Raw genomic sequence first — 15,694 nt, 5'->3', positions numbered from 1 at the left:
TTTAAAATGCATTTATGTTGACGTTATGTAAAAGGAATTGCATCAAAATGTTTTAAATTTCATAATAATGCATCAATTTATTGGGGAATTACTCTTAATAACATGTTTTTATTTAAATTACGGTCGTAAATGTGAGTTTAAGTGTTATTCTGTGAAAGTTATGCCAGCTTATGACGTTCAAAATGAAAAGTTGCTTCTTTATCGCTTATCAACTGGCGATGAAGCAGCCTTTAAGTTATTGTACGATGCATACAAGAACAAAATTTTCACTTTTGTAAGCAAGTTTGTGCACTCAGCAGCAGATGCAGAAGAGATTGTGCAGGAAACATTCATGGTTTTATGGAAGAATAGGGCGGGTCTTACGCTAATTGAACAGCCGCGCAACTATGTATATACTATAGCACGCAACAAAACTTACGATTATCTTTCCCGAATAGCCCGAAACGAGCAATCAATTACGCTGGCATGGAGCAACATGCAACAGGAGGCTAATACAACCGAAGATTCTTTATTAGCAAGAGAGTGTGGGCTATTGATCAACTCTGCACTTTCTCAGCTATCAGATCAAAAGCAGGCAGTTTTTAATATGAGCCGATCGGATCATATGAGCCATGAAGAGATTGCCGCAGCAACCGGCTTATCTAAAAGCAGGGTAAAAAATATTATAGTTGAGGTGCTAAAACATATTAGGTGTTATTTAACTCAAAATTCGGTAATAGTAAGCCTGTTGCTTATGGTAATTACCGGCAGCAGACCCTAATTTTCCAGCTTTTACTTGTAGCTGATAGCAAACTTATCAGGTCTTGTTCATCTCCTCTTTCACTTTTCTTAACAATTATAAAATATTTCCGGTCCTATATTGAGTTTTAACAGTCTATACTATTAAACAGCCAGGCTATGTACTGTCTGCTTAAGAAATATGTCTGTGGATAAAGAACGCCATAATTACCTTTTGAAAAGGTACACCGATAAAACATGTACGCAGGAAGAACTTCGTGAGCTGTTTGCCATTATCAAGCAAGGTGAAAGCAAAGACGACTTGTTGGCTTTTATGGATGAAACTTATAAATCCAGCGAGATCAATGCAGACGTGCATCAGGTGGACTGGGATAATGTTTACACTAACATAACCGGCGGTAAGCCAGCGAAACCTGTACAGACTAACACATGGATAAAGTATATGGTTGCCGCTATGCTGTTGTTAATAACCAGTTACGGTTTATGGACACTGCAGCGGCCACAACAACAGCATCAACAGGTTGCAGCTAAAAAAGATGTTAAGGCAGGTGGCAATAAAGCCGTACTAACATTAGCTAATGGCTCGCAAATAACTTTGGATAATGCAGGCAAGGGAATTATAAGGAAAGAGAACGGAATTGCCATTGATAAGGCTGGTGACGGCCTGCTGGTTTATGAAGCCGCAAATGATAAACAGGTGGCGGCTGTACAAAACAGCGATGTGCCCTATAATACATTAGCTACTCCTCGGGCCGGGCAGTACCACCTGGTGTTACCCGACGGCTCTAATGTGTGGCTAAATGCTGCTTCATCTATTACCTACCCGGTTGCATTTGCAGATAAAACCCGTAAGGTTACATTAAGTGGTGAAGCGTATTTTGAAGTTGCCAAGGATAAGACAAAGCCCTTTATAGTACAAACAGCCGATGCCGAGGTAAAGGTATTAGGAACTCACTTTAATGTGATGGCTTACCCAGACGATAAGGTTAAGGAAACTACCTTGCTCGAAGGCGCTGTACAAGTTGCCCATTTATCGCATCAGCAAATTTTAAAACCGGGTCAGCAGGCATTGTTTCAGGCAGGGGTAGACCAGCTTCAAATAAAAGAGATTGATGCAGAAGATGTGATAGCATGGAAAAACGGCCTGTTCTTATTTGATAACCATACCATTGATGACGTTATGAAACAGATTGAGCGATGGTATGATTTGGAAATTGAATATGCAGGTGCCAAGCCGCAAATGAGCTTTACCGGTGTAATACCACGTAACAGCAATGTGTCTAAAGTACTACATGTTCTGGAGCTTACAGGAGGTGTAAGGTTTGAAATTTCAGGCAATAAGATAATTGTAAAAACTATTCGTAAACATTAAAACTCCCCCGATTAATTGATGAAACCAGCTACTTAGAAGAGTATGCAATTACAATTCCAGATAAAAAACCCTCCCCGGTTGCAGTCGGAAAGGGCCATAAATGTCTGGTCTTAATTAAAACCCTCTATTGATTTAATGACAAACCCAAACACAACAAATGTATGAAACAACCTATACATTGTAAAGCCCTTGCCATGCCTTTATCGGCGCATCGAAACACGCATTCAAAGTATAAAAAAGGAGTAAGAAAGGCCTTCCTCATCATGAAAATTACAAGTCTTATAGTGTTGGTTTTTGCTTTACAGGTAAGCGCAGCAACCTATGCTCAAAAAGTAAGTGTATCTGTAAAAAATGCATCAATCAAGTCAGTATTTAAAAAGCTGCGCCAGCAAACAGGTTACTTTTTTATTTACAACAACGTTTCCTTATCAAACGCCAACAGCATTACTTTAAATGTAAAAAACACTGAGTTGAATGATGTGCTCAGCGCTGTGTTTAAAGATCAGCCCTTTACTTATGAGGTGCAGGAAAAAATTATCATCGTAAAAGAAAAAGCCGATCAGGTTACAGTAGTTAATTCAAATGCTATAAAAGTGGTTACCGGTATAGTAACTGCTGCCGATACAGACTTTCCGCTTCAGGGCGTAACGGTGCGTATCAAAGGCAGCCAAACCGTGGCAATTACAAATAAAGAAGGCCGTTTTTCCATTAACGTACCTGATAATGTCAAAACTTTACGTTTCAGCTTTTTGGGATATGCAACTTTAGAGGCTCCCATTGGTCCGGGCAACAAAATAAGTGTGAAGCTGGAGCCGCAGGTAACGCAGCTGAACGAGGTGCAGGTCGCCTTCGGCACATCAACCAAGCGTGAACTTACCAATTCAGTAGCGCAAATTACCAGTAAAGATTTTGATAAGAGAGCGATTACCAATTTAAACAGCGCTTTGGTTGGCGCTTTCCCTGGCGTCCAAACTAATGCTGGCAGCGGGCAACCGGGCGATGGTCCTGATATTCGTATTCGTGGATTCAGTTCTATCAACAATGGTAACGGGCCGTTATACGTGGTTGACGGGGCACCATACGAGGGTGTGATCAGTAATATCAACCCCGATGATATAGAGAGCATATCGGTATTAAAAGACGCTTCTGCAACGTCCTTATATGGTTCGAGGGGAGCAAACGGCATTGTACTCATTACCACTAAACGAGGCAAGCGTAACCAAAATAACATTTCGGTAAAGGCAATGCAGGGCATTATCTCACGGGGATTGCCAAATTATGAAACTGTAAATGCCTACCAATATTACCCTTTAATGTGGGAGGCCTTACGTAATACATTAGTAAGCGCTACCGTTACTACAGAGCAGGCGAACCGTATAGCATCCGGTCTGGATCCTGATCCCGGCCGTGGCGCTATCTATGGTGTTAAAGACGCATTGGGTGTAAATCCGTTTAACGTTGCCGATAATAACATTGTACTGCCTAACGGAATCATCAACCCTTCGGCCTCGTTGCTTTATCCGGATGATCTGAGTATAAAGAATGCTATCAAGCGTACGGGTGTACGTAGTGATTACACTCTAAGTATGAGTGGTGGCGCTGCCAAGAGCGATTATTTTGTGTCGTTAAATTACCTCAACGATAAGGGTTTTGCCATTGGTTCCGATTTTAGGCGTATATCGGGGCGGGTGAAATTAAACGCGCAGCCAAAAACCTGGTTAAACGCAGGTTTAAACATTTCAGCCAATCGTAGTATATCTAACCAGGCTAATGAAGCCAGTGGTATAAATGAAAATCCTTTTTATGCAGATTTAATTTTAGGCCCCATATATTCCGTTTACCGGCATGACCCGGTAACCGGCGATTACTTGTATGATAGCAATGGCAATAAAATATTTGATAACGGCGATTCACGTTCGGTAATGACCGGACGTAATATTGTTGCCGAAACCATGTACAACATAAACGAAATTAATCGTAGCGCTATACTGGGTAATGGTAACGTTGACATTACCTTTTTAAAAAATTTCAAGTTCAGTACCAACTTCAGCGTTAACTTGGGTAATTACAGGTCTATTGCTTTTGATAATCCTATTATAGGTGATGCCATTGGTGCGGGGCGTACCTCACGTACCAATACCACTTCAACATACAGCAACTTTAACCAGTTGCTTAATTACAGCAAAACGTTTGATAATCATAGGGTAAAGGTGTTATTAGGCCATGAAAACTATTATAATGGCTATGATAACTTCAATGCTGCCCGTCGCGGGCAAATTGTGCAGGGCTCCATCGTGCTCGATAATTATACAACAACTACCGATGTGGGGTCGTATGATCGTGAGTACAAAACCGAGGGTTATTTTTCGAGACTGGATTACGATTATAAGGGTAAGTATTTAGTAAACGGCTCGTTCCGTCATGATGGCTCATCGAAGTTCAGCCCTGATAAAAGATGGGGTAACTTTTGGTCTGTCGGTGCTGCCTGGAATATAGATCGTGAATCATTTTTCAAGTCCAAGTGGATAGATTATCTTAAGTTACGCAGTTCATACGGTAAAGTAGGTGCCGACAATCTTTCTGGTTATTTCTTGTACCAAGCCTTATACACTATTGGTTATAACAACGGTTCAGAACCTGGCGTGCAGCAAAGCACAGTAGCCAGTAATGATCTGCAATGGGAAACTAACAGCAGTGCAGATGCGGCAATAGAATTTGCCATGTTCAAAAGCCGGGTAAGCGGAACTATCGAAGTCTTTCACCGCGAATCGAGCAACCTGCTGTTCAGCCTGCCTTTGCCGCTTACTAGTGGTTTGCTAAACCGGAACGTAAACCTGGGCGGTATGCGTAACCAGGGTATTGAGGTGCAGGTTGCGGTAGATGCTGTAAGGAAAAAGAACTTCAATTGGAATATCAATGTAAATGCTACCACATTTAAAAATAAGGTAGTTACGCTACCGGCCGAATACAGAGGGCGTATAAACGGAACTAAAAGGTATGAAGAAGGCCGCTCTATGTATGAGTTTTGGTTACGCGATTGGTACGGTGTAAACCCGGCCGATGGTCGTGAGCTGTATTTTGCCGAAAACACTAAGGCCACCACGGGTTTGGTTTATATTGGCACCGATACCCTTACCACCAGTGCAACCAATGCCAAATATCACTACACCGGTAGTGCTATACCTAAGGTTTATGGCAGTATCAGCAATACATTTACTTATAAAAGCTTTTCGTTACAGGTGCAAATGATTTACCAGTTGGGTGGTAAAACTTTCGATAGTGATTATCAATCGTTAATGTATCAGGGTACTTACGGCCGGGCACTGCATGTAGATGCATTAAAACGCTGGCAAAATCCTGGCGATGAAACCGACGTGCCACGCCGCATAACAGGTGCAACCATGTACGATAGCGACCGCTGGCTGGTGAATTCCTCATACCTAAACCTGCGCACTGCCACCCTTAATTACAACATAAGCAAAACCCTGTCAAACAGGCTCGGAATACAAAATGCCCGGGTGTACGTAAGCGGCGAAAACTTGTTTATATCCACAGCCCGCAAAGGCCTCGATCCAACTCAAACTTTTACAGGTGCGCCATCATACACGTATGCCCCGGCTCGTGTGGTTAGCCTTGGTTTAAATGTAACCTTATAAATATAAAGTGCAATGAAATTAAAAAGATTAACCCAATACGCACTGTTATTGATATTAACTGCGTTTGCATCTTGTAAAAAAACATATTTAGATACCAAGCCTTCTGATCAGGTATCAGAAGCCGACGCTTTAAGTACCGTTGCCAATGCTCGTGTGGCTTTAAACGGTATATACCGGGCCATGTATATGCAGTATTCCGATCAGGAACAGGATGGTTTTCCGGCACTGATGATATTTTCTGATTTTATGGGTGAGGATATTGTGCATTCTGCAGCCGGAACGGTTTACTTCAGAGGTGGTTTACGGTGGACCGATCACCGAAGTGTTTCAAGCGACCTGAACTACTTTTCGTACCGATTCTTTTACAAGATTATTGCCAATGCTAATATGATATTGAGCCGTATTGACGATATGGATGGCGTAGCAGCCGAAAAGGCAGCCATTAAAGGTGAGGCATTGGCTTTACGCGGCTGGGCACATTACCAATCGGTACAATTTTTTGGCAAACGCTACGATGCAACTACGGTACCTAATTCGCAGCCGGGCATCCCGATTTTACTAACCAACTCGTTGGATGCACAGCCACGAAGCTCTGTTGAGGATGTATATAAGCAGATAACTACCGATCTAAATGCCGCTATAACGAGTTTGTCTTCTGCAGGTGCGCGTGCTTACAAAACACATATTGATTTAAATGTAGCCAAAGGTTTAAGAGCCCGTGTTGCCTTAACCATGCAAGACTGGCCAAACGCCGCTAAGTATGCTGCAGAGGCACGTGCCGGCAGCAGCCTGATGTCGGCTGCCGATTATTTTTCCGGTTTCAATAACCTGGCGAATGCAGAGTGGATGTGGGGAGCAAATCAACTGGCCGATCAACTACCTACTTACGGTTCGTTCTTTGCCTACATGTCGGCCAATTTTAATTCGGCGCATACTCGTCCAAATCCAAAGCTTATCAATTCTAAACTGTATGCTTTAATTACCGCTACTGATATACGTAAAAAATTGTGGTGGGACGGAACCACCGCCGATGCCGTGAATTTTCCGGGAGTTATCAATGCATCAACCGGACAGCCCGAACCTTCGCAGAGGAAGGCCCGCTACCAGCACCGTAAGTACCTGGTAAAAGATCCAACCGTAAGTGTAGGCGATATACCGTACATGCGAACAGCCGAAATGTATTTGATAGAGGCTGAGGCCAATGCTCGTGCCGGCCTTAACGATGCTGCGGTAACCGCCTTATTTCCATTAGCTGTTGCGCGTGACCCAAGTTATAAAAAGTCGACCAAAACCGGCCAGGCGCTTATTGATGAAATCATGATACAAAGGCGAGTGGAACTTTGGGGTGAGGGCTTTAGGTTTTTAGACCTTAAACGTACCAATAGCCCGCTCGATCGCAGTGGCACGGGTGCTACCGTTGCGTTAGCCACCGTAGGTATTACCACGCCAATTCCTGCAGGCGATGTACGCTGGCAATTTCTTATTCCGCGCAGAGAAATTGAAAGCAATCCATCAATAGAACAAAATCCTTAAAGTTAATGGTGTATGCAATAATGCTGCACTTTGTGTTAGTTAAATAGTTAATATGGGCATTTGTGGCTTAGGCTGCAAATGCCCTCTTTATTCCGTTTATGAAAATTTTTATAAAATATACCCTTGCATTTTTCGCATGCCTTGCTGCATATGCATACCCTAATAAGGCTCTTGCCTTACACTGTATAGCTGATACAACTGCTACTCTGAAGCCGGGTTCCGTTATTTATGGCTCTAACCGGTACACACAGTTTGTGGTGGGCGATCTTGCTTCTCCAATAATATTATCCTCTCCGCATGCAGGCACGTTGAGGCCCAACGAAATTCCAGACCGTACGGAAGGCGTATTAAAGTCGGACGTTTTTGTGACCGACCTTGTTCTAAAAATGGCCGATACTATTCAAAAGCTTACTGGCTTACGCCCGCACATTATCATTAATAATTTGCACCGCATAAAAATGGAACCTAACCGCTCTTTAGATGATGCATTTTTAACCAATGCTGATGCTATAGCCGCTTGGAACGATTACCAGGGCTTTATAATGAAAGCGCGTAAAATAGTAAAACAGCATGTTGGTAAAGGCCTGTATCTTGATATGCATGGGCATGCGCATCCTATACATCGTATTGAGGTTGGTTACCTATTGCGCCCGGCCGAACTGAACGAGGATGATGCAGCTATTGATAAAAAGGCAAGTCAATCCAGCATCAGGGCCTTGGCATTGAGTACAAAAAAGCCTTTTTCGGCACTAATAAGGGGCGATATAAGTTTGGGTACCCTGCTACAAAACGAAGGTTATCGTGCCGTACCGAGCAAGCAGGAACCTACTCCCGGCACCGACAAATACTTTAATGGCGGATATTGTACAGCTGAATATGGATCGCGCAACGGAGGCAATATTTCGGCTATACAATTAGAAACACCCGGTGTTGACGTAAGGAATACCCCGGCTTTAAGGGCAAAATCATCAGGAGCCATAGCAAGGGCGGCACTCAAATACCTAAGCCTGAACTATGGCATGAATTTAATTCGGTGATTATGAGTACTTCAGATAAAAAGTGGATTTATTTTACTGTGCTGGGGTTCTGTGTTTTATATGCTTGTACGATAACGAAGAAGGTGGAAGCCACTCGTGTTATCAACAAAGCGGTGATTGAAATGCAAGCCCGAAAAACCTTCGATTTTGATGCTGTGCATTTCAGCAACCAATTTGCGACCGCCCGCGCCAATGATGTTCTTCAGCAAGATGACAGTACATTTGCAATACTTATTAAACCCGAAAATACGCCTGTTAACCCAAGCCCATGGTACGCGTTTAAAGTTTGGGGCAAGGCAGGTAAGCGTATAACGATCATACTAAATTATGCAAATGTAAAACACAGGTACAATCCTAAAATAAGTTACCAAGCTAAAGTATGGACTGATATTGGCCGGGTTACTTTAAGTCGTGACAGTACCCAAGCCTCCTTTAAACTAAATCTAACCGGTGATACAGCATTAATCGCCGCACAGGAGATTATATCGTCCGCTAATTCTTATGCCTGGATGGATAGCCTGGCCCGCAGTCCGTTTATTAAGAAGTATGTTATTGGCAATAGCTTGCTGGGTAATCCCATTGTGGCCTTAACAACCACGAACGATGATGGTAAAAAGCTGGTTGTGGTATTAAGCAGGCAGCATCCACCAGAGGTGACAGGTTATATGGCCATGCAGGCATTTGTAAATAGCGTAACAGGCAATACTCCGCTGGCTCAAGCTTTTAGGAAACAGTACCGTTTAGTGCTGATTCCTTTGCTTAATCCCGACGGTGTTGATGAGGGTAATTGGCGTCATAGTGCTGCAGGAGTAGATTTAAATCGTGACTGGGATGCCTTTAAACAGCCCGAAACACAGGCTGCTAAGCAGTTCTTGACGAAAATGGTGGCTCATGAAGATGCCAAGGTGTATTTCGGAATCGACTTCCATTCAACTTATCATGATGTGTTTTACACTAATATTGATACCCTTCACACTACGGTGCCCGGGTTCACTAATAAATGGTTGAATGCCTTCCAACAGGCCATTCCGGGTTTTAAAGCAAGAGTGCAGGCATCGGGTAACGGAGGGAATGTATCTAAAAGCTGGATGATGCGTGCTTTAGGTACGGATGCCATTACCTATGAAGTTGGCGATAATACCTCGCGCCAGATGTTGCAGAACAAGGGTAGAGTTGCTGCAGAAAAGATGATGGATTTGTTATTAAAAGACAATAGGAGGGGTAAAGAATGATATGAGCTATCTATCGGCTCGCTTAAAAGGTCTGTGATTAATTAGCAAGGACCAGTTACCACCGGCACAGGCAAGTTCCTGTGTCGGCAATTAACAAGCATAATAGGCGTAGCGCTTAATAACAATTATTTGCTATAACAAGGTATTTGATTGACTGCGATTAATAATGGCGTTCGTGGCGCCTACAGCATCTTGCAGTGCTTCGGCATAAGGCAGGTGAAGCATTCGCTGTTGTATGTGGTCTGGCGTCTCTACCCGATCCCATAAGCCGGAATGGTGCCAGTAACTTAGATTGTCCCAATCTGGGCGGTCTATAATAGGGTAGAGGCAAACTCCCCATAACGGAAAGTCTTCTTCAAGCAATAACTGGCACTCTTTTGCAATAAAAGTGATCCAATTAGGCCTGTCGGTACCCGAGTGACTGGTTTCTGTTAATAATACCGGCCTGCTGTATCTTTCATGAGCTTCTTTTAACAAACTGCTTAATGAACGCCACCTGGGATCAGGCTCCAAGTTAGCCCAAGGCAAAAAGCCTTGTTGCCCAATTATCCATTGATTGTTGTAGTAGAAATTAAATCCTAACAGGTCAGCATACTCCGGCTTACCGCCCAACTCAGGGCAAATTCTTCCGCAAAGCATATCTACGGCCTGGTATTGCAGTTCGTGCTCTTTTAAAGCCTCTTCAATCTCCTCGTCAGTTGCATTTAAAGGAGGAACCATATTAACCAGCGGCTCGGTTGTGAGTATACGTATGGTAGGGTCTAACTCTTTCATAGCAGCAACTCCTTTAATATAAGCCCTCATGAGCTGGTATTTAACATCCCAGCCTTTTCCCGCACAATAGGGTGCTGTACCCCCGCACTCACCACCCAGCCACGAAAGGTAGCTTACCTCGTTAATAGGCGTTACGATTAGTGCGTCATCTGGTAGTTGTGAACGGTAAAATTTAACGAATGCGCAACACAGGGCAACAAACCGGTCTGAAAAATCAGGATGAAATGGATCCAGATCATCCGGAAAGCCGAAGTGACAAATATCCCAAACCTGTTGAATGCCATTCCTTTTACCACTTTGCAACATTTGTTCTACTGCCAACCAATCGTACTTGTACGGCTCAGTTTCAACAACACTCCAGCGGATTCCTTCACGCACAGTCTTTATTCCGAAAGGCTTTAGTAAAAGGTAGTCCGAATCGATATGTTGCAGGTGTCCGGTTTCGGTAAGTAAGTCAACACGCTTACGGTGTAAGTTCAGTTTGTCAGAGCATTCGTAACCGGCCATCCAGAACGAATGAAATGGTGATGTTTCAGCAGCGTAAGTAATTGAATTAAGCACTATATATAAAATAGGTTGAAATAAATATTAGTTTTCATGCCTTGCTGGCAGAGCAATAAACGATAGAACCAGCTTTTGTGTTTTAACTAAACCGCCGGTAATCGTTAATCCAAAATTTCTCGTATCATCGTCCTTCTGACGCTGTGTTTGTAAATTGACAAATATATAAGCAACTTTATCACTGGTTGCCAGGTGGTTTGCATTGATAGCATTATAAGGTTACCCAAATAAAAACTCGACTTTGAAAATAAATAGACACCTAATACTGGCGTTTGCATTATTACTAATTGCCTGCAACTCATTTGCGCAAAAGCTGGGCAAATACAACGCTATCTATTCGGGCATTCCGTGGTTTGATAATAATGGAAAGGTGGTTAGTGCACACGGAGCTAACATGGTGAAAGACCATGGCAAATTTTATATCTTCGGTGAAGCGCATTCTGATACCAGTAATGCGTTTGCCGGTTTTAATTGTTATTCATCCGCCGATTTGTATAACTGGAAATTTGAACGTATTGCCTTACCTGTTCAGGTCAGTGGCAAACTAGGGCCTGGCCGTGTTGGCGAACGTCCGAAAGTGCTGAGGTGCCCTAAAACGGGAGAGTATATAATGCTTATGCATACGGACAACTTAGCTTACAAAGATCCTTGCGTTGGTTATGCGACGGCTAAAAGTATTACGGGTCCTTACAAGTTTCAAGGGCCACTACTGTTTAACGGAGAGCCTGTGCGTAAATGGGACATGGGCACATTTCAGGACAGTGATGGTACTGGCTACCTGATTATACACAGCGGCCTCCTTTTTAAACTGGCCGATGATTACAAAAGCATTACTGAAAAGGTGGTAGACAATAAGTGGCGCGGACACGAATCTCCGGCGATATTTAAAAAAGGTGGCATTTATTTCTGGCTGGCTTCAGATCTGACGAGTTGGGAGCGTAATGATAATTTTTATTATACAGCTACAACGCTCAAAGGGCCTTGGATTGCGCGCGGTAATTTTGCACCCAAAGGCACCCTTACCTGGAACTCGCAAACTACGTTTGTAATGCCAATAACAGGAGCAAATGACACCACGATTATGTTTATGGGCGATAGGTGGTCATACCCGCATCAAGCTTCATCGGCCACTTATGTTTGGCAGCCAATTAGTGTAAACGGAAGTACTGCTTCCATTTCACAGTATATGGAGGGCTGGCAAATTAACACCTCTGCTGCAGTTGTACGAATAATTGATGCTAGGAACAAGGGTATTAACCGAGTTAGTAAAACGGGTATACAGTATAAAGGAAACTGGCAGCATACATTGTCTGATACGGTGTTAATAAGCAGATCTGATAAGAAAGGCGACAGTTTTTCTGTACAATGTAATGGTACACAGATTGGATTCTATGGGCAGGCCGGACCTGATGGCGGTTATGCCAGGGTAAGTTTGTTTGATAATAAAGGAAAAGCAATGCTGCATGCCATGATTGATACGTATAGCAAATATCCGGTAACAGGGCTTAGATTCTTGAGTCCTGTTTTACCTAAAGGACTGTATACATTAACCGTTTCGGTATTGGGAGAACATGGAAGCTGGTCAGATAAGCAAAGATCTGATTATGGTAGTAAGGGAAATTTCGTTTCGCTGGAAAAGATTACTGTTATGGACTAAATGGCTTGGGAAGACAGCATAATGTAGGGGCTTAAAACACACCGGTGAAATTCAACCTTCGTAGGTAAACGCAGTTGGTTATTAGTTGCTGTACCTGGTACACAAATCTGCAGAATTATTAAGCTTTTCTCATCAAAGTGAAGTATTTATTATTTCAAATTTGAAAATAATAATTTAAATTTAAAAAGTTTTATATAACCTTTTGACCCAGGTTGTCGTAAAACTTAATATTAGTAAATACCTGTTATATGAGTGCCGCAAATAATAGCTTAAAGTTAAATGGTCAGAAAATGCGTGACCTTGCTGATTACGTAAAATCTGAAATTCCGGGTTGTGGTTTTGCAATTATTGCTTTTGAAGTTGAAAATGGCCCCAAGGTTGGGAATTACGTTTCAAATGTGCAAGACGAATTCATGATCAAGGCGTTAGAGACTCAACTCAATGCTTTAAAGCGTGGCAAAACGTTTAAAACTCCCGAAGTCGAAACTTCCCAATTACAATCTTAAGCCAACTGTTGGCAAATACCTTCTTTGGTTTATTTACCTATTTCATTTAAAGTAAAATAATAAATAATAACGATATTATTTGTCTTTAAAGCGCTCTCCCTTCATTTTAATTAAAATAAAATTACAAATTCAGTGCCTTTGGCACGGGGTATTTATCTGGCCGCTTTTCTTTTCGAACATACGTTTCTCCAAATCTTTGGGTTCTGCATTGATCCACTAAACAGCCTTTTTAGTCAATTATCGGCTCTTCTTGTTAATAAATGGCTAAGCTGGCATACGTGTTATCTGCCTGGTTTTTTAAATTTTTATCCTTGGTGTAGTATTTTAAGGTCGCTGTGTTTGTTTTTTGCGACAATTTTTTGCTTTTGTGTAACCTTCTTTATAACTTAATCGTAATAACTAATATGACACAAAAAAACTACATAATAAGCACTAATAAGCTAGCTATTATTATCGCTTTAGTTATGGGAAACCTTTGTTCATGGTTAATTATTTATAGCCTATTTAGTTACTTTTTTATATAAGCGCCGATACATGAAAATATTTGATAACTTGTATAAAGCTATCGGTAAAACGATAGCTTTATGCTTGCTAACAGCACTATCTAACTCTGGATATGCTACAGTATATTACTTCTCCAGCTCAACTGGTAACGATGATTACAATAGTTTGCAGGCGCGCAATCCGGCCACACCCTGGAAATCCTTAAGTAAGCTAAACACATTTTTCAGGAACTTGAATTCGGGTGACTCTGTTCTTTTTAAAAGAGGTGATGTATTTAATGGCTCTATCATCGCATCAAAATCAGGCGCGGTATTTTCACCTATTTATCTTGGCGCCTATGGCAGTGGTAAAACACCCGAAATTAACGGCTTGGCCACATTAACCAACTGGAAACAGGTTAAAACAGGCGTATTCCAAACGGCATGTGAGGCAACCGGTTCATTGCTCTTAGTTAACGGCGCGCAAAAGCCTATGGGTAGATATCCTAATGCCGGTTACCTTTCATATGAGTCACACCAGGCTAACAGTTCAATTACTGACAAGGAACTCGCCGACGATATAAACTGGACTGGCGCTGAAGTGGTGATCCGTAAAAACAGGTGGATTATTGACAAGAGCCAAGTAACGTCACAGGCTGGTGGTACCTTAACCTATGCCGCCGGTACTCGCGATATGCCGACTAACGGATATGGTTATTTTATTCAAAAGAGCGCAAAAACACTTGATGTTTTTGGCGAGTGGTACTATGACGCTGCCGGAAAAAATATGCAAGTGTATTTCGGATCAAAAAATCCAAATGCGTTGGCTGTTAAAACATCGGTTGTAAACAACCTGGTAGATATACGCCGGTTCAATTACATCACTTTCGAAAATCTTTCGTTTACAGGCGCTGGCAATAACACTTTCAACATTATCCAGGCCAAAAACATTACCATTAAAAACTGTAGCATAGACATGACTGGCGCCGAAGCTGTATATGCAAACTACACGCCTTTTATGTCGGTTGAAAACTGTCAGATCAATCATTCATTAAGCAGTGGTATTTCTTTTGATGCCGGTTGCGCCAATTCGTCTATCCTAAATAATCACATCCAAAACACCGGACTAATAGCTGGTGCTGGTAAAAGTGGTTCGGGTACTTATGAAGCCATCACTTCGTTTGGCGATAACACCAAAATTGTAAAAAACACAATTGATAGTGTTGGATATAACGGCATATACTTCGGTGGTAACTCGTCTTATGTTAAGAATAATTATATAGCCTATTTTTGCCTTGTTAAGGATGATGGTGGTGGTATCTATATTGGCGACTGGACCAAGACTATCAACAAGAAAGTAATTGGTAACATTATACTACACGGTGTTGGCAATGCTTCGGGTGCAGGTCGGTCTACCTCTTTGCAGGCTGAAGGTATATACATTGACGATAACTCGCAAAGTGTAACTATAGCCAGCAACACTGTAGCAATGTGCAATAATAACGGTATTAAAATTCATAATGCGAAAGATGTAACCATCCACAACAACAATGTAGTGAATAATGGTGTACAGCTAAGATTAGAGCAGGACCATTACCTGGCAACCAGCAGCTACATCCGCAATAACAAAATTCGTAACAACACGTTCATGTCCGCTTCTCCGGTTCAGTCTACCGCTAAGTTTTCAACCCACCAGGATGATCTTAGCGAGTTTGGCCAACTTGACAGTAATTACTATTACCAGCCGGCCCGCAAAACAGCAACTATAGAGGCCGCGACAGTGAAGAACGGAAAAAATGATTTTAAAAATTATAACCTGGCTAATTGGAAATCAACCTCAGGTAAAGATATATCTTCTACAGAAGCTAACTCAGAGTCGATGTTGTTTGAGTACAATGCCAGCAATAGCAGCAAAACTGTGGTATTAAAAAATCGCTATGTGGATGCGCACAACAACGTTTATTCAGGTAAAATAAACATTGGTTCTTATTCATCGGTGGTGTTGCTTTTAAGCAGCAGGCAGCCCGCAAAAGTTTCGAGAGTGGCTGCAGTTGATGTGCCACGTAGTAACGCAGTAAGCTATTTGGCAGCTAATACCTCTCGCTCTGCATCTTCGGGCAGGCTGCAAAGGTAGGCAGCCTGCGGT

The 15,694-nt window shown here is 42.2% G+C and carries 10 protein-coding genes; 9 read left to right on the top strand and 1 reads right to left on the bottom strand.

Going from position 1 to position 15,694, the window contains the following annotated elements:
- The first annotated feature begins 160 nt into the window (after nucleotides 1-160).
- The 6 genes from ABDD94_RS17165 to ABDD94_RS17140 all read left to right on the top strand — a co-directional run bounded on the left by ABDD94_RS17165 (nucleotide 161) and on the right by ABDD94_RS17140 (nucleotide 9,568).
- Nucleotides 161-760, top strand: a complete 600-nt coding sequence (locus tag ABDD94_RS17165; protein WP_345955991.1) for a sigma-70 family RNA polymerase sigma factor — start codon at nucleotides 161-163, stop codon at nucleotides 758-760.
- Nucleotides 761-952: 192 nt separating this feature from the next.
- Entirely contained in the window at nucleotides 953-2,110 is a 1,158-nt protein-coding gene (locus ABDD94_RS17160; RefSeq protein ID WP_352432874.1) for a FecR domain-containing protein, read from the top strand.
- Between the two features lie 263 nt (nucleotides 2,111-2,373).
- Nucleotides 2,374-5,766 carry a SusC/RagA family TonB-linked outer membrane protein gene (locus ABDD94_RS17155; protein ID WP_345953272.1) on the top strand — a complete coding sequence of 1,131 codons (3,393 nt, stop codon included), beginning with the start codon at nucleotides 2,374-2,376 and terminating at the stop codon, nucleotides 5,764-5,766.
- 12 nt (nucleotides 5,767-5,778) lie between these two features.
- Complete coding sequence (locus ABDD94_RS17150; protein WP_345953271.1) at nucleotides 5,779-7,299, top strand: RagB/SusD family nutrient uptake outer membrane protein; 1,521 nt, start codon at nucleotides 5,779-5,781, stop codon at nucleotides 7,297-7,299.
- A 98-nt stretch (nucleotides 7,300-7,397) separates the two neighbouring features.
- Nucleotides 7,398-8,336 (top strand): hypothetical protein, encoded by a 939-nt coding sequence (locus tag ABDD94_RS17145; protein ID WP_345953270.1) that lies wholly within the window; start codon nucleotides 7,398-7,400, stop codon nucleotides 8,334-8,336.
- Nucleotides 8,337-8,338: 2 nt separating this feature from the next.
- Nucleotides 8,339-9,568: a M14 family metallopeptidase gene (locus tag ABDD94_RS17140; protein WP_345953269.1), complete on the top strand. Its 1,230-nt coding sequence runs from the start codon at nucleotides 8,339-8,341 to the stop codon at nucleotides 9,566-9,568.
- 132 nt (nucleotides 9,569-9,700) lie between these two features.
- Here ABDD94_RS17140 and ABDD94_RS17135 read toward each other — a convergent pair whose 3' ends face one another.
- Nucleotides 9,701-10,903 (bottom strand): amine oxidase, encoded by a 1,203-nt coding sequence (locus ABDD94_RS17135; RefSeq protein WP_345953268.1) that lies wholly within the window; start codon nucleotides 10,901-10,903, stop codon nucleotides 9,701-9,703.
- A 241-nt stretch (nucleotides 10,904-11,144) separates the two neighbouring features.
- On the opposite strand from ABDD94_RS17135, the gene ABDD94_RS17130 reads away from it, so the two are divergent.
- From ABDD94_RS17130 to ABDD94_RS17120, 3 genes are all read left to right on the top strand, one after another.
- A complete protein-coding gene (locus tag ABDD94_RS17130; protein WP_345953267.1) occupies nucleotides 11,145-12,560 on the top strand; it encodes a family 43 glycosylhydrolase in 1,416 nt (471 codons plus the stop codon).
- Between the two features lie 248 nt (nucleotides 12,561-12,808).
- Nucleotides 12,809-13,066, top strand: coding sequence for a hypothetical protein (locus ABDD94_RS17125; protein WP_345950875.1), 258 nt, complete (start codon nucleotides 12,809-12,811; stop codon nucleotides 13,064-13,066).
- A gap of 534 nt (nucleotides 13,067-13,600) precedes the next feature.
- Nucleotides 13,601-15,682, top strand: a complete 2,082-nt coding sequence (locus ABDD94_RS17120; RefSeq protein ID WP_345953266.1) for a right-handed parallel beta-helix repeat-containing protein — start codon at nucleotides 13,601-13,603, stop codon at nucleotides 15,680-15,682.
- Nucleotides 15,683-15,694 lie beyond the last annotated feature (12 nt).

This window comes from Mucilaginibacter sp. PAMB04168 (assembly GCF_039634365.2).
Lineage (GTDB): Bacteria > Bacteroidota > Bacteroidia > Sphingobacteriales > Sphingobacteriaceae > Mucilaginibacter.
The sequence above is the reverse complement of the archived record's forward strand: the minus strand, read 5'-3'. Positions and strand labels throughout refer to the sequence as shown.